The following is a 19,123-nucleotide window of genomic DNA, read 5'->3' as shown; positions in this document are numbered from 1 at the left end:
TTATTTTGTTTTTGATTAAAATGCAACGTTTAAGCCAAATAAAACAGTTCTGCTTCTTGGGTAACTGAAGTAGTCAATTCCAAAAGACTGAATATCGCCAACTGATGTTCCTGTATTAATTTCAGGATCATATCCGCTGTATTTAGTAATTACAAATAAGTTTTGTCCTGTTATCGAAAGACGTATGTTATCCATTACATTATCAAGTCCAATCATTTTTGGTCTTAAGTTGTATCCAAGAGTTGCATTATTTAATCTTAAATAACTTCCGTCTTCTAGATATCTTGTCGAAACTGTATTAGAGTTTGTCGAAGCTTCGTTTAAGTATTGTGAAGCTCTATCTGTGGTGTTGAATGAATTTGCAAGCTGCCCTCTGTTGAATGAAGACATTGCAACGTGGTTGTAAATTTTGTTACCTCCTGCTCCATTAAAGTTAACTCCTAAATCAAAATTCTTATATTTAAAATTCAGGTAAAAAGCATAAATATAATCCGGTAAGGCACTTCCTGCCACGATACGATCATCGTCAAGAATTTTTCCATCTCCATTTGTATCTGCAAATTGGTTTAAACCATCAGCACCAATTCCGATGAAGTCAAGCATATAAAAAGAACCAATAGGTTGCCCGTTAATAACTCCGTTAATCGTTGCTCCAGATTGTCCGCCACCTTGCGCTCCTCCTGTAGTTAATATTTTATAAGGTGAGTTTACTACTTTATTATCTGTAAAAGATATGTTTCCACCAATGCTATATGAGAAGTCTCTGCTTTTATCACTGCTGTAATCTAAAGCAACCTCAATACCATTATTTTTAATTTGCATATTTGGAATATTTGTCCAATATTTTGATGTTGGCTGAATAGGATCTACCGGCGCAACTTCTAGTAAAATATTTTCTGAAACTTTGTTGAAATAATCAACTGTTCCTGATAATCTATTGTTGAACAAACTAAAGTCTAAACCTATATTTGCTTGTGTTGAAACCTCCCATTGAATGTTTGGATTGGCTAAACGTGTGTAGATTGATCCATAAGGATATCCGCTTAAATCTGTAGCAGATGGATCTAACGGGTATGTATCGTTTCCTGTATTACTTTCGGTATAACTTGCTTTGGTTATTTTAGATGGAATTTCTTGTGAACCTGTTTTTCCCCAACTTGCTCTAAGTTTAAGATTATTAATTGTTTCAGACTCTTTTAAGAAATCTTCTTTACTAATGTTCCAACCTAAGGCTACAGATGGAAAATATCCATATCTGTTATTTTTACCAAATTTCGAAGAACCATCGGCACGCATAGTTGCTGTAAGCAAATATTTATTGTCGTATCCATAATTCAATCTTCCAAAGAAAGACTGTAATTCATTTTCTACTGCAGATGAAGACTGAGTTGTACGCTCACTTGCGGTTTCGATTTGATTTTTTGGTTCTACACCATTATCAGGAAATCCGGATAAATTGTAGTTCTTTTGGTTTACTTGTATTTTTTGATACGATTGTCCTGCCAAAATAGTGAAACTATGCTTTTTTGCATTAAAATTATACGTCAATGTATTCTCATACAAAGTATTGTTATTTGTAGTAACGATATTGTTTAAAGATCCTAAAGTGGTATTAGTTGCTGATCTGTATGGTAAAACTTGTATATCTCTTTCAGACATTGAATAATCTACTCCAAGATTAAATTTATAAGTTAATCCTTTTATAAATTCATAAGATGGCGCAATATTAGCCAAAATACGGTTGTTGTTCGTTTCATCAGAATAAAGTCTCTGACTGATTATAGGGTTCAAAACGTCATTACTTAAATTAACATTTGGTTCTCCATTTACATAAACCGCATCGGTAGGATTCATCGTAAGCATATTACCTACTACACCTCTTGCATCTGGTCTTGAATTTTCAAGTTTTGTTGCTGTCAAATTAAAAGCCACATTAAACTTATCGTTAAGTGCTTTTTGGTTTAAATTTAAACGTCCTGAATAACGTTTTAAATCACTGTTTTGCAAAACTCCTTGTTGATTGTCTACACCAATAGAGGCTGCATATGTTGATTTGTCTGTTCCGCCACTCATCGAAAAATTAAGGTTTTGCGAAACACCAGTTCTTGTTAATTCATCTTGCCAGTCTGTATTTGCTCCACCATCTTGTAAAGTTCCGTTTACGGCAACAACTTGTTTTCTAAATTCATCAGCATTAAAAACTTTAACTTTATTGGTTAATGTTGAAAATCCCGAAGTCATAGAAAGGTTGATTTGAGTTCTTCCTTTTGATCCTTTTTTTGTTGTAATTACAATAACTCCATTTGCAGCTCTTGAACCGTAAATTGCAGAAGCTGATGCATCTTTTAGAACTTCAATACTTTCGATATCCTGCGGATTAATAAAGTTTAATGGGTTTGAAGCTACACCTGTATTACTATTGTCCAAAGCAAATCCGTCTACTACATAAAGAGGTGTTGTTCCTGAACGTAAACTTCCTACTCCACGAATAATAATGTCTTGATTGGCTCCCGGTTCACCACTTGCTGCGACAACATTAACCCCGGCAACTTTACCCTGAATTAATTGTCCGGCATTGGCTACTACTCCTTTATTAAAATTTTCACTTTTTACAGAAGCGATTGCTCCGGTTACATCAGATCTTTTTTGAGATCCGTAACCTACAACTACTACTTCGTTTAATGTACTTACTTCTTCTGTTAAAGATACATTCACTTTTTGAGTACCAGAAAAAGCTACTTCTTTTGTTGTAAATCCTACATAAGAAAAAACTAGAAATCCTTCTTTTTGCTGTGCCTTAATTACAAAATTTCCATCAAAATCTGTTGTAACGGCCCCTTTTGGCTCTCCTTTTATGTAAACGGAAACTCCTGGAACGGGTACTTTCTCGACATCAGAAGTCACGACTCCTGATACAGTTACCTGCGCATGGGAATATGACATACATCCTAAGGCAAGAATTAACAATGCATAAATTTTTTTCATTTAAAATACTTTTTTATGTTTTGCCAAAAGTATTTTAACGTGCTTGCCAAATGGGGTAATTTTGATTCGTAAAGGAGGATTTTAGATTCAAATTAGGACAAAATTAACGGCTAAAAAGGGGTGTTTTGTACCATAACATTGAACTAACTTTGCGTAAACACAGAGCTAACAGAACTTTTAATAGAATGCTTTAAATTCTTTAGGGCTTTTTCCGAAATATTTTTTGAAAGAACGTCCAAAATATTTTGGATCATTGTAACCGCATTCAAAACTGATCTCAGAAATGTTTAATTTTTTGGTCCTTAATAAGATTTCTGCTTTTTGTAATCTAAAAGATGTTATTACGTCCGAAGGTGATTGGTTTAATGTTTCTTTAAATATTCGATAGCATTTTACTCTGGAAATTCCCAAATTTTCTACAAGGATTTCAACATTAAAAGACGGATCCTGAAGTTCTACTTTAATCATTTCTAAAGCTTGTTTTACCAGTTTATCATTGTTTGTTAGCAGTGGATTATCTTCTGTTAAAATCTCAAATATTTTTTCCTGCATTTTATTTTCCTGCAATGCTTCTTTGTTTTTATCGATTAGAGAAGTTATCTTTTTTGAAATAAATGAGGCACTTGCCGGTAATTGAATTAGTGTTTCTATGCCAAGTTCCAGTAATTGTTCGTGAAGCTCGTAATTAATATCTTCTGAGATATAAATCATGGGGATTTTAAGGTTTAACGTTTTTCTATTAGAATCTAAAAAATGAACGAGTTCTTTTGTGAATGTTGCCTGATAAAATACTAATGCCGAAAAGTTGATTTGTTTTATGGCAGAATTTAAATTTGCTACTGAATTTTCAAAAAGCAAATGAAAATTATCGCTTTCTAAAACCTGATTTGCCGTTGTGTAATCTGATTGGTCGCTAAAAACTAAAAACAATTCTTTATCCAGAGTGTGTTGGTCTTGCTCACTAAAATGTTTCCAAGAAATTGTTTCTTTTATATTTAAATTTTCTGAAGCATATTCTAACGGAATTTGTAAAGTACTCTTAAATTGCTCTTCCGGACTTTCTATAAATACTCCGTGTAAATCTTCGAGCAATACATTTAATGCTTTAAAATATGGACTATAGTGCAATATATTGTGCCAATTGTTTTTTAATATTATACTGTCTGAAACTAAACTTACTTTTAGAGAATCATTTTCGTAACCTATCGTAATATTTAAGGTGCTTTCTATCTCTGAATATTTACTGATATCGTTGAAAAAATATTGTAGTAATAATTTTAATCGCAATATATCTACCTCAACAAAACGAACGCTGTTGTCTATTTCGCAATTTAAATTTACCTGATTTCGCTGTAAATCATTTTTTAGTTTTTCGATACTGCTCTTTAAAACGGGGAACAAATTAACTGCCGATTTTTTTATGGGACCAATGTCTTTTATGTGTGTTAAATAATTCCAGCTCGAAATAAGATCTGCCAGTTTTCCTGATTGTAAAAGCAAATCATGATGTGCTTCGTTATCTTTTTTATGTGTACTCGAAATTTTGATAATCTTGGCTATCGGATCTTGAAATTCTGCCAGCATGAAGGTTTTAAAATTTTCTATTTCAAAATTTTCATTTTTAAGATTGCTATGTAAGGCTAAAAGTTTTTCTTTTTGTTCCGAAACTTGTTTGTTCTTTTCGTCCAGTTTTTCATTAATTATCTCGAGATCTTTCTTTTGATTTTCGATAACTTTAGTACGATCTCTAATTTTTTCTTCTAATTCCTTTTGTTGTGCCGCAGCAGTTTTATTTTTAAAATAAATGAGCACTAAACAACTCAAAAGAATTAGACCTGACATTAAAATATAAAACAAAATGGTTTCATAAAAAGCCTTAGTAATATGCAGGCTAAAAAGTGCAGGACTGCTAATTCCGTTTTTGCCTTGTTTTACCAAAAAATTATAAGTTCCTGACGACAAATTTGCATATTCGACTTTATTGGTATCGTGCAATAAAATCCAATGTTTGTCTCTTCCTTCAAGTTTATAATAAATTTCAGATTTATTTTCCTGAGGAAATGCAATTGGTGTTATTTGGATTGCTAATTCATTATCTGTAAAACTTTTTTCGATTGTAGGTAAATAGTTTTCATTGCCATCGACAATTAGTTTGATTTTTGCTTTAGATGTACAAGGATTAAAACTATTGGGATTAAAATAATTAAGTCCGTTTACACCGCCAAAAAACAATATCCCTTTTGAGTCTTTGTAATACGCTCCCTCTGAAAACTCTGGTGCCTGCCATCCATGACTTGGATTATAAGACGTAATTGCAAACGTTTTTTTTTCAATAGATGCAATTCCTTTTGTGGTGCTTATCCAAATTTTATCTCTATTCTCGATAAGACCATACACCATATGGCTAGGAAGTCCGTCGGCCTCGGTAATGTTTTTAATTAAGCCTTTTTTATTGTTAAAAACACTAATGCCGCCTAGAGATGCAATCCAATAATTCCCTGTGCTATTATCAACTAGAACAGAGTAAACACTATTTCCTAAAATTCCATCTTGGGTCGAAATTTCTTTTATTGCATTGGTCTTTAAATTAAACAATACAATGCCTTTTTTTTCTGTTGCGAGAATAAGATTTTCTTTGTCTTTTTTAATACATCTTATATGGTATTTTAACAGTGCGTTTTGTGCTTTAAAACTCTCAAATTTTTGAGTTGTCAAATTAAATTTAGCCAAACCTCCCCAACACGCTATCCAAAGTTGTTTTTTATCGTCTTCATAAATAGAATACGATCTATTATTTGGCAATTCTTTTATTTTTCCTGCCTCAAAACAAGTATAGTTATTGCCCGAAATACGTAGAATTCCTTTGTAGGTTCCTGCCCAAATTGTTCCATCGCTGGCAGTAAACAAACTCCTAACCCTATTCCAATCGGCATTTGCGGTGGCTTCTTTAATTACAAACTTTTCATAAGCATTCTTTTGCTGGTTGTAACAATAAATTCCGTTTGTATAGTAACCTAACCACGTTTTTCCGTTCGCATCTTTCGTAATTGCTCTGATGGTTTCGGTAGGTAAACGCGGATCTTTAATAGGATGTGGCACTACGGTATTTATTCTTTCAGAACCTGTATAAGCCATGCTTAAACCGCCATCTTTTTGTCCTAACCAAATGTTTCCAAAATCATCTTGGTGCAAAGTTTCTATTTCATTGCTGTTAAATGAATAAGGCAAATACAAATCAGCAGTAAAATGATCGATTGTATTTTTATTGGCATTGCTAGAAATAATATACAATCCGTTGTCTCGGGTAGCGTACCAAATATTCCCTGATTTATCTTTTAAAACATCATTGATTACCAATTTAGGATATACTTTTTGCAAGATCTCTTTGAGTTTTTTTTGATCTGTGCTCTTAATAGAATTGGATGTTATTTTAACAAAAGCTTCATTTTTAAACTCGTAGTAACCAGCATCTGTTTGTACTACTATATTACCTTTTTGAGATAAGAGAATGTTTTTTGGAATACCTGTAAACTGGAATTTCAAAAACTCACCATTACCAATATATTTATTTACATTTCCCTCTTTTGTAATTAGCCAAATAAATCCTGCATGATCTCTTTTTAATTTAGTGATATAATCGCTAGAGATTGTTTTGTTGTCTTTAATATTGTGCTTAAAACTTTTAAAGTTATGACCGTCATAATAATTTAATCCGTCCCAAGTAGCAATCCAAAGACCTCCATCTTTGTCGTTCTCTATATCGATTACCGAGTTATTTGATAGTCCCTGATTTGTTGTGAAATTTTCAAACTTTATATGTTGTCCAAATGACTGTACTGTAATAAAACAAAGTACAATTAACCTTTTAAGCATTAGTTTCTTTTTTAACTCACAAGGTTACAATCACAAGGTTACTTAAACATAAATTGCATGTTAAGTTAAAAAGTATCTGCAAAAATTAACTTTAGACCTGCAGGAATCAAAAGCATTTTTTATAGAATGCACTTTACTTTTAAACAATAATTTTGATTTTTAAATTAAGAAACTATAAAGGATATATATTCCTTTTTTGATTCGAATTGTAACTTTTGAGATCACAAAACGCGAAACAGATTAATTAAATTTATGCTTAAATTTTAGTTATGTTCCCGTTCCTTAAAACAAAGCACTTTTTAAAAGATTTGCTTCCTGAAAACTACATTGATATTCACAATCATTTGTTGCCTGGCATTGACGACGGAGCAAAAACAGTTCAGGAAACTACGCATCTTATTGCTAATATGAAAGAGTTAAACATTCATAAAAGTATTGCAACTCCTCATACCTTTAACCAAAAATGGAATAATACTACTCAAACGATAAAAACGGCATTTGAAAGCGCTACAGAAGATAAAGTAAATAATGCGTTTTTAAAAAATTACGCCAGCGAATATATGCTGGACTCTTTTTTAATTAAAAAAATGCAGGAAGAACGATTGTTATGCATTCATGAAAATTATCTATTAATTGAGTTTCCATTATTGTCAAGTCCGTTTCATTTATATGAAATGCTTTTTGAGATTAAGCTTCAAAACTATAATATTATTCTGGCTCATCCGGAACGATATCTGTATCTTCATAATTCCATCAAAAAATACGAACAGTTAAAAGATTTTGGTATTTCTTTTCAGCTAAACTTACTTTCGTTAACGGGTTATTATGGCAAAATGATTCAAAAAACAGCATTGCAATTACTGGAGAATGATTTGTATGATTTTACGGGATCTGATATACATAGTAAGACAGAAATCAATCAATTTAAAACAGTAAAACTTCAAGTTCCGAATAAAAAACAGATGGACCGTTTACTCCTTAATAATAGTATTTTTCTAAAATAGAAGCCAAAAAAAAAGCTGTTCGATTGAACAGCTTTTCAAAATTTAAGTATGATTAAATTTTACGGTTGTGGTTTTTATTCTTGATTAATTATTATTCTTTTTCTTTAATTTAATTGCATTGAATTTACAATGTTCTTTATTTTTTCATTGAGAACATTTTCTACATCTTTAAAGTTTTCTTTAGTATCGAGTTCTTCTCTCACACTAATGTAAAATTTAATCTTAGGTTCTGTACCGCTTGGTCTAGCACAAATTTTAGATCCGTCTTCGGTGCAGTAAATCAAGACATCGGCTTTTGGCATGTCTATAATTTCATCTTCTTTGGTTATTAAATTTAAAGCCTTTGATGATTTGTAATCTTCAATCCTGATTACTTTTTGACCGTTAATTTCTTCCAAAGGTTTTTCTCGTAGATTTACCATCATCTGATTGATTTCTGATAATCCTTCTTGTCCTTTTTTAGTAATCGAAATTAAATGTTCTTTATAAAAACCAAAATCTACATAATGCTTTACTAATTCTTTGTAAAGTGAACTTCCCTTCGCTTTTGCCTGAGCGGCAGCTTCGCAAATTAATAGGGAAGCAGATACAGCATCTTTATCACGAACAGCATCACCGACCATGTAGCCAAAACTTTCTTCTCCTCCGCCAATGAACTCAAGCTCAGGAAAATCTTTTATCATTTTGGCAATCCATTTAAAGCCTGTTAAACCGCTTTTATAACCAACATTGTATGCGGTTGCTATTTGAGTAATCATCGGAGTTGAAACGATGGTTGATGCTATAAACTGTTTCCCATTTATTTTTTCGGCTTTTTTCCATTGTTCTAATAAAAAAACGGTCATGATAATCATCGATTGATTTCCATTGAGTAAAATCATTTTCCCCTCATCATTACGAACGGCTACGCCTAAACGGTCGCAGTCTGGATCTGTACCAATTACGATATCAGAATTTGTGTTTTCGGCCAATTCTAAAGCCATTGATAATGCTTCTGGTTCTTCTGGATTTGGTGATTTTACAGTGGGAAAATTACCGTCTGGAATTCTTTGTTCTTCAACAATATGAACGTTTTTATATCCTGCAGCCGCTAATGTATCTGGTAAAACTGTTATTGATGTTCCGTGCAAAGATGTAAAAACGATATTAAGATTATCTTTTGCCTCAACTGGTGTATTAAAACCGGCATTTTCAATAGTCGATTTTATAAAAACGGCATCTATTTCATTGCCTATGTATTGAATTAAATTTTCATTGGCATCAAACTTAATCTGGCTGTAATTTAAATTTTCAATCGATGCGATAATTTCGTGATCCTGTGGCGGTACAATTTGTCCTCCATCTTCCCAATATACTTTGTAACCATTATATTCTGGTGGATTATGAGATGCTGTTAGTACAATTCCGCATTGACAATTGAGATATTTAAGCGCAAAAGATAGTTCTGGAGTTGGTCTTAAACTCGAAAATAAATATACTTCGATTCCGTTTGCCGAGAAAACATCGGCAACTGTTTTTGCCAATTTATCGCTATTATGACGGCAATCGTAAGCAATAACTGCTTTAATTTTTTGATTTGGAAAGGACTTAAATAAATAATCTGAAAGTCCCTGAGTACTTTTGCCCAACGTATATTTGTTAATACGATTGCTGCCTACTCCCATTATTCCTCGCATTCCGCCTGTACCAAACTCTAAATTTTTGTAAAAACTATCTTTTAATTCATCAGAAGATGAAGCCATCATTTTGTATACTTCGTCTTGTGTTTCTTTATCAAATGGCGGATTTAACCACTCTTCTGCTTGTTTTAAAATATTTATTGCTGCATTCATTAGATTAGTATTTAGTATTTCGTTGTTTTAACTACAGTCTTTTAAATAGTTTTTTCTTTAGTTTCTGTAGTCTAGTTTCTTTTTCAACTTCTTTTCCGTATCCGTAACCATAACCGTAATTATAACTATAACCGTAGCTTGAAGTAAAATCAATATCGTTGACTACATATCCCATATTCACCAATTTTTGATCCTTATACAGTTTGCTCGAATAGGATATTAAATTCTTTTGTGTTACGCCAGATCGCAAGACAAACAAAGTAGTATCTGCATACTTTGAGATCATAAGCGTATCACTCACTAATAAGGTTGGCGGAGTATCAAAAATAATGATGTCGTACACTTTTTTCACTTCATTAATAAAGCGCTCAAAACGCTGATTAGACAATAATAATGTTGGATTAGGAGGTATAATTCCTGATAGTAAAATATCAAACGGAAATTCTTTATCGCCATTATTGCACAATAGACTTTCCCATTGAATGGTTCCATCATGCAAATAATTACTAAATCCTCGACTGTCTTTTGTGGTATTTTTTAAGTGTTTATGCAATTGCGGATTTCTAAAATCAGATCCAATAATGATTACTTTTTTATCAATATGTGCATAAGCAGAAGCTAGATTAAAGGAAACAAATGTCTTTCCTTCTCCTTTTATAGATGATGTTACGAATATTACTTTACCCAATTCATCTTCGGTATAAGGGGTGATAAAATTGGTATTGTTGGCAAGAGTTCTAAAGGCTTCCAAATTTTGAATTGCAGAATCTTTATTGCCTTTTAATGACGGAAGTTCTGCTAAAATAGGCAATACTGTATTTGTATTTTCAACATCTACAGCTGTATATATTTTATTATCTAATTTGAATAGTATGAACAAAATACCAAACGGAATACAAAATCCTATAAAGAATGCAACCAATACAATCTTGTTTCTTTGTGGAGAAATAGGATGAATATCTGTTATGGCATAATCTATAATTTTAGTGTTTGGTATTGTAACAGCTAGATTTATAGATGCCTCTTCGCGTTTTTGAAGCAATAGCAAATACAAACTTTCTTTTAAATTTTGCTGGCGTTCGATACTACGCAATACTTTTTCTTTTTCAGGAAGTGAAGCAAAACTTCCTTCGGCTTCTTTCTGTGCAGATTCGCTTTGAACAAGCGTTGTTTTTAATTGCTTTTTGTATCCTTTTACAGAGTTTATAATATTGTTTCTTAAGTTCGTAAGTGTACTTACCAATAGCTGAACTGAAGGATTATTGTTTCCTGCGCTGGTTTGAAACTTTTGATACGATAAAACTGCCGTATTATAATCGGCTACTAATTGATTGATTATTAAATTTTGAATACCAATATCTGCCGGTAAAAGTTCGAATGCTTTTTGAGATTCAATACTATTTCTAAGCAAATCTGCCAATAATAATTGCGATTCTATATCGAATGACGATTGTTCTTTAGCCGCTTTTTGAAGTATACTTGAACCTGCATCTTCTTGAATAAAACTCAGTTTATTATTCTTTTTATAATTCTTTTTAGAAATTTCTATAGAATCCAGTTCTCTTCTTAAATAGACAAATCGATCATCAACAAAATTAATGGTTCTTCTGGAAACTTCTTTTTTATCGGTAATTCCATCTGCTTCATAAACATAAATCAAGTTATTGATCACCGCTTCTGACTGTGGTCCGTTTGTACCTTTTAATGAAATTGACAATATATCGCTGTCTTTTCCTTCAGCATCTACTTCAAAGTCATTACTTAGCTCTAGCGCTGTTTTGTGTAGCGTTTTTAAAACTACGTTAAAACTCTTGCTAACATTTTTTGCCATTACTGCACCAAAAGCCGGCTTGATATTTATTGGTAAATGAGGAATATTTTGGTTTAAAGTATACCCTTTTACCTGAAATGTTTCTCCTGATAAAATATCTAAAACGGTATATCCTGATGCGGTTACAGTTATGGTATAATCCAACGTCTTTTTTAGGTTGGATGCATCATAACGATAACTCACAATAAACGGTGGGTTAAAAATTTGTTTGGATGTTACTCTGGAATTATAATAATATTCGACATTCAACTTTAAATTTTTAACGACTTGTTCTGATATGTGAACGGATTTAAGCAGGGCAATCTCGTTCTCTAAATTAATAGTCGATTTATTAAATAATTTAGATACATCTAGTGTAAAATTTGAATTTTCTTTGTCATTCAATAGTTTTACTTTAGCTTCAGATTTGTATACAACATTCGCATATCTTAAATAAACAAATGCGCTGAATAAACAGATAATTATCGATAATACAAAGGCAGGCCAGTATTTTAAATATTTATTGATTACTTGTTTTAAATCTACTGGACTATTTTCTTCGACAAAATCGAAATATTCATTTTTATCAGTATTCATGAGTTAATTTATCTTGTAATTAATATTATAGAGCTTAGAATTAAGGATGCGATGGTAAGTATTGTACTTGCATTGCCAATATATCCGGCAGTTTTTACTTTGGCATCATTAGGATTTACAACCAATATATCGTTTTGACGTACTTGATATTGATCATTATTCATCCAGTTTGCTGTTGTTAAATCTACATGTGTAATTGTTCGCTTTCCTTCTGATTCTCTAATCAATAGAATATCATTACGTTTTCCGTTAATCGTCAAATCTCCGGCATAACCCAGTGCTTGAGGAATAGAAATTGACTGCTCTAAAAATGAATAAGTACCCGGCGTTTTTACTTCTCCTAAAACGGTGACTTTTGCATTTAAAATTCGCACAGATACTGATGGATTAACTAAATGTCCTCCTTTTTCCAACTCTGTTTTAATCTTCGTTTCCAAATCTTTTACAGATAGATTAGCCGTATTTATTTCGCCTAAAATTGGTAATACAATAATTTTATCAGGAGAAACTAAATATCCCTGTACTTTTAAAATATCTAATGTGCTGCTTACTCCGGCTGTATTGGTACTCTGAATGTTGTATGCCAAAGCTGTCTCTGGGACCAAAGCACCAATTCTAATGCTCAAAATATCATTTGGTTCAATAGAAACAGGTTTTAAATTTGTGGTAACTGACGAAAAATTTGCAGCGTCCTGAAAATAAATAATGTCTTTTCTGGAAGCGCATGATGAAAATAAAATAGTAATAAGTATTAAATAGAATAATCGATTCATTGTATTTTGAAATAAATTTAAAATTTAAGGCAGTGGAATGGTACTTCATAAAAAGCACCTGAAAGCGAAATATTAATTACAAAGAATTAGAAAATTCGCTCGATTCGTATTGGGCTGATTTCTTAGCTTTCATTTTATCATTTAGCTTAGACAAACGGTATAATTGTTTTTTCTGAACTTTATCTTTAATATAATAGCGATACAATTCTTTACCAATAAAAAAACCGGTAATAGAAATACCTGAAATAAATCCGGCAACATAATAGGTTACATTCATAATTATTTAGATTTTAAGTTAAAAAGCATTTTCATCTCCTTTTAGGGTTAATACAACTGTTCGCAAACAAATTTTTAAATCTTTTATCAGACTCCAGTTTTGCAAATAATCGATATCGGCTTTTACCCTGCGCTTCATATCAGAAACTTTTTTAGTTTCTCCTCTGTGTCCTGATATTTGGGCTAAACCGGTAATACCTGGTTTTACAAAATGACGTACCATAAAATCATTAATCTGATTGTTATAATCTTCTGTATGTTTTAGCATATGCGGGCGCGGCCCTACTACACTCATATCGCCCAATAAAACATTAAAAAACTGAGGAAGTTCGTCGAGGCTGGTTCTCCTAATAAACTTGCCTACCGAAGTAACTCGCATGTCTCCTTTTTTTGCCTGTACACTATCGCTATCCGTATTTACAGCCATGCTTCTAAATTTGTAACAATAAAAGGATTGATTTTTTTTACCAGTACGAAGCTGCTTGAATAAAACAGGGCCTTTGCTTTCTTTTTTTATAATAAATGCAAGGATTGGAAACAGCCATGACAATACAAAAATGATGACAAGCAAACTGAAAACAATATCAAAAACACGCTTGGCGAGTCTGTTGTAAGCATTTTGCAACGGCTCATGTCTTGGACGAATAATATGGAAGTTTTCGTAACTGGAACTGCTGAATGAAAATTTAGAAATCTCGGATAAATCCGGAACAAATTTTAATCGGATGCAGTATCTATCGGCTAACTCAAAATAAGTATTTAAATCGTCTATAAACTCTGTTTTTACTACAATGTATAATTCTTGAATTCCCATTTCTGACGATTTGTGAATTGCATTTATGAGCGCATGGTTAAAAGATGATTTATCTTTTAAATTATCCTCTTCAACATCGTTTATAATTCCTAGAAAATTAAAAAAATGAGAGTTGCTTTCTAGTTTAGATGCCAATTGAATACTTGTTGCATTAAATCCCCATATAGCAACTACAAAAGGTTTATCGACCCATCTTTTAATATTATTTAAAACATAAGTAAATATAAATCTGGAGATTAAAAGATAAAGAAGCAGAAACGTAAACTGTAACATACTTGCTCCAATACTTAGCTGGTAGCTTTTTAAACCCTCAAAAAAAATAATAAAACCTTGCCAGAAAAGAAATTGACATAAAAAAACACGCCAGCTATTACGATAAAAACTAGGCAGACTAAAAACGGTGTCAAGACGATATAAATTAAAATATAAAGTCGTTAATAACCATCCGGCTGTTGCAATAAGATGACTATTATTGACAAACGATGAACTCCATTGCACATCTGTGGTCTGAGCGAAATGAAGGAATACTGATACACTAACAACTATTGTAAAGAAATCAGTAAACATACTGCAAAAAATAAAAGTAAATTTATGTCTGTTACGCATTTTTATTTAAAAAATAATGATTTAACTTCTTGAATGATAAAGCAGCTGTACCGCCGCAAATACCGCCGGCAATTCCAAAAAATATATCCATAAAATCCGGATGCCTGTCTGATATAAAAAATTGCCCTGCTTCTGCCAAGCAAACAATCACTGCACAAATGATTACGGTTTGTGGCCGCACAAAAAAATATTTTATGGCTTTATAATCTGTAACGTCCTGTAGCACTTCACATAAATATCCTAATGCAAGAAAAGGAACTGCTGTTCGCAGATTGAGATATTCACTTGTCCAGTCTATTATAATTTGTGGCAAATAACTTTCTGTTCTCAAATTAGAAGAAGGCAACCATGAATAGTAAAAAATAGCCGCTGTACATCCTAAAAACAGTATCACATTTAGGCTTCTACCGCTACTTTTATGATTACTTTTAACGATTACTGACGAAATTTTAGGTGGCAAAATCTAATCGAGATATTGTGTTAATGCCCTCAACTTCTTTTTAAATACTGCCCTAAAAGCTGGTAAACCATGATGCTTATAAATACGGTAATCTTCGAAAAGAACCTCAAATGCTCTGCTGGGAGACGTGCTTAAACCGCCCATTCGCATTTTTACCAAATAGGTATTGAGATAAGCGAGGTTTAATTTGTTCTTGAATAAATAACGAAGTAAAAACTCTGTATCTGATGCTATTTTAAAATCAAGATCATAATAACCCAATTTTTCTATTACACTTTTTCTCAAATATACCGTTGGGTGAAGCGGTAGCCAACCTGATTTTATTTTTTTGTAATTGTATGCCCCTCCTATTCTGTTGCGCACAATTTTTTCTTCTAAATCGTTCGTCACGTAAATTCCATCGCCATAAATTCCGTCGCTAGAATGAAACATTTTAAGCATGGTTACCACTTTTGAGATGACTTCATTATCGTAAAACTCATCATCTGAATGCATCAAACCAATAACATCGCCAGTTGCCAATTTTAAACCTTTATTGATAGCATCGTACATTCCGTTATCAGGTTCAGATATATATGTGCTAATTCTTTCGCCATACGATTCAATAATTTCCTTTGTTCCGTCAGTTGAATTACCATCTATAACGATGTACTCAATATTGGGGTAATTTTGCGATAAAACACTCTGTATAGAATTTGCAATGGTTTCTTTTCTATTGTAACAAATAGTAATGATAGAAACTTTCATGGTCATTTTGTTTTAGTTAATTTGAATATTTGAAGCTTTAATAGCTACAGTAAGAATGGTGTAGAAATAGATCAAATAAATTACCATCGTTCTTTTACCAACTGAAGCGGATTCCCTCCAAAAACTCCATTTCCCGGTAATGATTTGGTTACAATCGAGCCTACAGAAACGATGGTATTGATACCAATTTTAACATTGGGTCCAACAAATGAGGCTGCTCCAACCCAGCTTCCGTCTTCAAGTACTATTACTCCGTTTCGATAAGGCATTGTAGGATCTTTATAATCATGATTGCCTCCGCAAACAAAAACTTTCTGACTGATACAAACGTTGTTGCCTATTGTGAGTAATTCAAAATTTAAAAAGAAAACTTCTTCGCCAATCCAGACATTATCGCCGACAACTAATTTCCATGGAAAATGAATATTTACTCTGGGTTTTATTACTAATCCTTTGCCTACTTTGGCGCCAAAAAATTTCAATAAGAACACTTTAAATTTTGATGGATATGGTATAGCCGATAGAAAGAACACAACTTTTACAAGATACCACAACATCTCTTTTGCCTTTGATGCACCTCGATCAAGACCTATGTCGGAGTTAAATAAATCTAAGCGAACTTTTTTCATAATACTTTATATTAAAAATGTTTAATAACTTTTAAAACCTTGTTTGCAAACTGAGCTTCTGTAAAATAAGATTGTACATATTCTCTATTAACGCTGCTGTATTTATCCACAAAATCTTCCAGTTTTTCATTAATTTCAAGCAATGTGTTAAAGATGCATTCAGGACTTTTGGCAGGAACAAAACATCCGTTTTCTGTGCTGATAATATCCGGTATTCCCGAAAATTTAGTCGTAACTATTATATTGCCGGTAGCCATGGCTTCTATTAATGAAATTGGCTGTCCTTCCATACGATAATAGGTGGGTAAAATGAAAACATTTGATTTTTCTAACAGGTCAATTTTATTCTGACCAGATACAACGCCGTGATATTTAATAAATCCGTCTAATTCATTGAATTTATTATGGATAAGATCCTCAGATTCGTCTTCAATTTTACCTGCAATGTCTGCCTGAAAAACAATCCCTTGATTTTTTAATAAAATTAAGCTGTCCAGAAAATCAAAAATTCCTTTTTCTTCCATGAGATTACTCAAATAAAGAAGTCTGAGCATGTCTTTAGGTTTAGCAACTTGCTCTTTTTGAACTAAATTATCCTGAGCAAAATTCTCGACTATAAAGACTTTTTTAGGGTCAAGCAGTCCGTCAAAATTGGCTCTTAAAGAATCTGAAAGAACAATTCCCGCAGCAGCTTTGCGAATACAGAATGAAAAGATTCGTTTTTTTAATCCTCTCAACGATTTGTACTCGTTTCCTAAATGATTTCCATGAATATGAATTATATATGGTTTACCACTCCATAAACAGTAAAAATAGAAAGGCATATATTTTACTATCCCAAAAAAGGTTTGCCCCGGCGTTGTATACACAACATCTGATTTTGAAATAGCTTTTGTTTCTTTATAGACTTTTAAAAATGAGAATACTTTACTAAATGAAAAATTCCCAACGTTTTCTGACGATATATTTTTTGAATTTGTATTTATTGTATCAACAGAAATCCCAGAATGCAGTTTTAACTGCTTTAAAAGAATTTCGTTGGCTAAAGAACAGCCGTTTATAGGCTGAGGAAATGGACCGATAATAAGTATCTTCATGTTTTTATATGCTATCTTTCTGTCTTAATGAACTTTTATTTTGATTCCAACCATTTATAAAAACAGCCTCTTGATCATAGTTTTTTGTTTATTATATTTTTTACTAATCCTGCAAAATAGTGTAGTTCTTTTGTCTTGAAATAAAACAGAATTATGATGATATTGGGAACTAATAAAGCGATGAAGCTTTTACCTAGAAATCCTGAAAAACTCTCCGAAAAGAATGATTGCAGATAAATTGCTGCGATATAAGAAATGCCCAGAACACCTGTATATTTAATGATTGTAATGTAATAAGTACTCACTTTTTTTTGAAAACCGTGTTTAAAAACTACGTATGGCTCCCACCAAATATTGGTTGTTAGATTACTAATTATTGTAGCGATTATTACAGATTCTACGCCCCATTTTAAAACCAGTAGGAAATAAAATGAAAAGGATAAATTAATTGCTGCTTCAAACAAAGATTTCCATTTAATGGGCCAGAACAAACCTTTGGCATCTATAAAAATCTGAGAGGTAATTCTCATTCTGTCCAGATAGAAATTAAATGTGATCAAAAAAGTAATCAATGCCGAAAAAACATATTCTTTTCCCCAGATTAAATTGATAAAAGGATTCACCAAAGTACTCAATGCTATAAAACAGCATATTGCAAAATAAGCATTGATAAAGAACAATTTATTGAAGAAATTATGCGATTCTTCATTTGATTTTTGTGCTACATAATTCCCAACACTTGCCGTTACAGGCAACATAATTTGCATGAAAACAATTCTAATAGTATTGGTAAGCAATAAGTAATTAGAATAAATTCCCATCACTATAATTCCAACAAACTTTGAGATCAATAAATCGTCTACACCAGTAATAACAACAGAACCTAATTTACTGAAGGACATTGCAAAGACATTTCTTCTCAAAGCATCTTTATCGACTTTATCAATCTTCAAATCTTTATTTGCGGCTAGATAAGGAAATAATTTATCTGCCTTTTTTGAAATAAAATAATTTCCTAAAAAAGTACATGCGATTTGAATAATTAGAAAACTTAGGAAATCATGAAATATAAATAATGCTCCTATTTGCAATGCTCCTTTTATGATATTAAAATAAAGCTGATTTAATGAGTCGATATGCCCATTTTGACTTGCAATGATTAATGATCTTTTATAATTAAAGAAATAACTAACTGATGTATTTAAAAGATATAGCAGATAAATAACCCATAGAGGCGGTAGTTCTTTTGGCAGTTCTGATAAATCATTAATAAAAAAGTCTAAAAATGGAATTAATACTAAACCAACTAGAAAAATAAATGTTCCTATAGTTTCATAAACCTTCGCATAATAGTTCATGAGTTTTGAAACTCTTACCTCATCTTTTATAGACAAAGGCGCATACATGGCATAAATAATCGCGGTTCCAAAACCTATTTCGGCAAAAGACAATACCGAAAGTATATTGGTAAATAACCCATTAATACCTAAATAAGCTGCTCCTAATGTTTTTATAAATATTGTTCGTACTGCAAAATTTAAAATAATTGTAACTAGCTGCCCTATTAAGGCGGCGGCTGAATTTTTTATAGAACTTCGGGTTCTGTTTGTTGTCATTAAA

At 32.0% G+C, this 19,123-nt stretch carries 13 protein-coding genes; 1 reads left to right on the top strand and 12 read right to left on the bottom strand.

Going from position 1 to position 19,123, the window contains the following annotated elements:
* Nucleotides 1-15 precede the first annotated feature (15 nt).
* Both IW18_RS00800 and IW18_RS00795 read right to left on the bottom strand, forming a co-directional pair.
* The gene (locus IW18_RS00800) at nt 16-2,985 is read right to left on the bottom strand and encodes a SusC/RagA family TonB-linked outer membrane protein (protein ID WP_052480032.1); all 2,970 of its coding nucleotides are present in this window, start codon (nt 2,983-2,985) and stop codon (nt 16-18) included.
* A 177-nt stretch (nt 2,986-3,162) separates the two neighbouring features.
* On the bottom strand, nt 3,163-6,858 hold the full coding sequence (locus IW18_RS00795; RefSeq protein WP_041515675.1) for a two-component regulator propeller domain-containing protein: 3,696 nt from the start codon (nt 6,856-6,858) through the stop codon (nt 3,163-3,165).
* 269 nt (nt 6,859-7,127) lie between these two features.
* Between IW18_RS00795 and IW18_RS00790 the strand changes: the two genes are divergently transcribed.
* On the top strand, nt 7,128-7,862 hold the full coding sequence (locus tag IW18_RS00790) for a tyrosine-protein phosphatase (RefSeq protein WP_041515674.1): 735 nt from the start codon (nt 7,128-7,130) through the stop codon (nt 7,860-7,862).
* Nucleotides 7,863-7,966: 104 nt separating this feature from the next.
* Here the strand turns inward: IW18_RS00790 and IW18_RS00785 are convergent, their stop codons facing one another.
* From IW18_RS00785 to IW18_RS00740, 10 genes are all read right to left on the bottom strand, one after another.
* Complete coding sequence (locus tag IW18_RS00785; protein ID WP_041515673.1) at nt 7,967-9,694, bottom strand: phospho-sugar mutase; 1,728 nt, start codon at nt 9,692-9,694, stop codon at nt 7,967-7,969.
* A 31-nt stretch (nt 9,695-9,725) separates the two neighbouring features.
* Complete coding sequence (locus tag IW18_RS00780; protein WP_041515672.1) at nt 9,726-12,101, bottom strand: GumC family protein; 2,376 nt, start codon at nt 12,099-12,101, stop codon at nt 9,726-9,728.
* 8 nt (nt 12,102-12,109) lie between these two features.
* The gene (locus tag IW18_RS00775; protein ID WP_041515671.1) at nt 12,110-12,874 is read right to left on the bottom strand and encodes a polysaccharide biosynthesis/export family protein; all 765 of its coding nucleotides are present in this window, start codon (nt 12,872-12,874) and stop codon (nt 12,110-12,112) included.
* Nucleotides 12,875-12,950: 76 nt separating this feature from the next.
* Nucleotides 12,951-13,151 carry a hypothetical protein gene (locus IW18_RS00770; RefSeq protein ID WP_041515670.1) on the bottom strand — a complete coding sequence of 67 codons (201 nt, stop codon included), beginning with the start codon at nt 13,149-13,151 and terminating at the stop codon, nt 12,951-12,953.
* 18 nt (nt 13,152-13,169) lie between these two features.
* Complete coding sequence (locus IW18_RS00765) at nt 13,170-14,531, bottom strand: exopolysaccharide biosynthesis polyprenyl glycosylphosphotransferase (RefSeq protein WP_052480031.1); 1,362 nt, start codon at nt 14,529-14,531, stop codon at nt 13,170-13,172.
* Nucleotides 14,532-14,562: 31 nt separating this feature from the next.
* Nucleotides 14,563-14,964, bottom strand: coding sequence for a VanZ family protein (locus IW18_RS00760; protein WP_160113194.1), 402 nt, complete (start codon nt 14,962-14,964; stop codon nt 14,563-14,565).
* A 69-nt stretch (nt 14,965-15,033) separates the two neighbouring features.
* Nucleotides 15,034-15,777: a glycosyltransferase family 2 protein gene (locus IW18_RS00755; RefSeq protein WP_041515667.1), complete on the bottom strand. Its 744-nt coding sequence runs from the start codon at nt 15,775-15,777 to the stop codon at nt 15,034-15,036.
* A gap of 80 nt (nt 15,778-15,857) precedes the next feature.
* A complete protein-coding gene (locus IW18_RS00750; RefSeq protein WP_041515666.1) occupies nt 15,858-16,406 on the bottom strand; it encodes a WcaF family extracellular polysaccharide biosynthesis acetyltransferase in 549 nt (182 codons plus the stop codon).
* Nucleotides 16,407-16,417: 11 nt separating this feature from the next.
* Entirely contained in the window at nt 16,418-17,503 is a 1,086-nt protein-coding gene (locus IW18_RS00745; protein ID WP_041515665.1) for a glycosyltransferase family 4 protein, read from the bottom strand.
* Between the two features lie 74 nt (nt 17,504-17,577).
* The gene (locus tag IW18_RS00740; protein ID WP_041515664.1) at nt 17,578-19,119 is read right to left on the bottom strand and encodes a lipopolysaccharide biosynthesis protein; all 1,542 of its coding nucleotides are present in this window, start codon (nt 19,117-19,119) and stop codon (nt 17,578-17,580) included.
* Nucleotides 19,120-19,123 lie beyond the last annotated feature (4 nt).

It is taken from the genome of Flavobacterium hibernum (assembly GCF_000832125.1).
Classification (GTDB): domain Bacteria; phylum Bacteroidota; class Bacteroidia; order Flavobacteriales; family Flavobacteriaceae; genus Flavobacterium; species Flavobacterium hibernum.
This window is presented reverse-complemented; position numbering and strand designations above follow the sequence as displayed.

Coding starts and splice junctions, on each gene's coding strand:
- IW18_RS00785 (WP_041515673.1), bottom strand. CDS start 9,694: ATGAATGCAGCAATAAATATTTTAAAACAAGCAGAAGAGTGGTTAAAT.
- IW18_RS00765 (WP_052480031.1), bottom strand. CDS start 14,531: ATGTTTACTGATTTCTTTACAATAGTTGTTAGTGTATCAGTATTCCTT.
- IW18_RS00750 (WP_041515666.1), bottom strand. CDS start 16,406: ATGAAAAAAGTTCGCTTAGATTTATTTAACTCCGACATAGGTCTTGAT.
- IW18_RS00780 (WP_041515672.1), bottom strand. CDS start 12,101: ATGAATACTGATAAAAATGAATATTTCGATTTTGTCGAAGAAAATAGT.
- IW18_RS00800 (WP_052480032.1), bottom strand. CDS start 2,985: ATGAAAAAAATTTATGCATTGTTAATTCTTGCCTTAGGATGTATGTCA.
- IW18_RS00755 (WP_041515667.1), bottom strand. CDS start 15,777: ATGAAAGTTTCTATCATTACTATTTGTTACAATAGAAAAGAAACCATT.
- IW18_RS00775 (WP_041515671.1), bottom strand. CDS start 12,874: ATGAATCGATTATTCTATTTAATACTTATTACTATTTTATTTTCATCA.
- IW18_RS00745 (WP_041515665.1), bottom strand. CDS start 17,503: ATGAAGATACTTATTATCGGTCCATTTCCTCAGCCTATAAACGGCTGT.
- IW18_RS00790 (WP_041515674.1), top strand. CDS start 7,128: ATGTTCCCGTTCCTTAAAACAAAGCACTTTTTAAAAGATTTGCTTCCT.
- IW18_RS00740 (WP_041515664.1), bottom strand. CDS start 19,119: ATGACAACAAACAGAACCCGAAGTTCTATAAAAAATTCAGCCGCCGCC.
- IW18_RS00795 (WP_041515675.1), bottom strand. CDS start 6,858: ATGCTTAAAAGGTTAATTGTACTTTGTTTTATTACAGTACAGTCATTT.
- IW18_RS00770 (WP_041515670.1), bottom strand. CDS start 13,151: ATGAATGTAACCTATTATGTTGCCGGATTTATTTCAGGTATTTCTATT.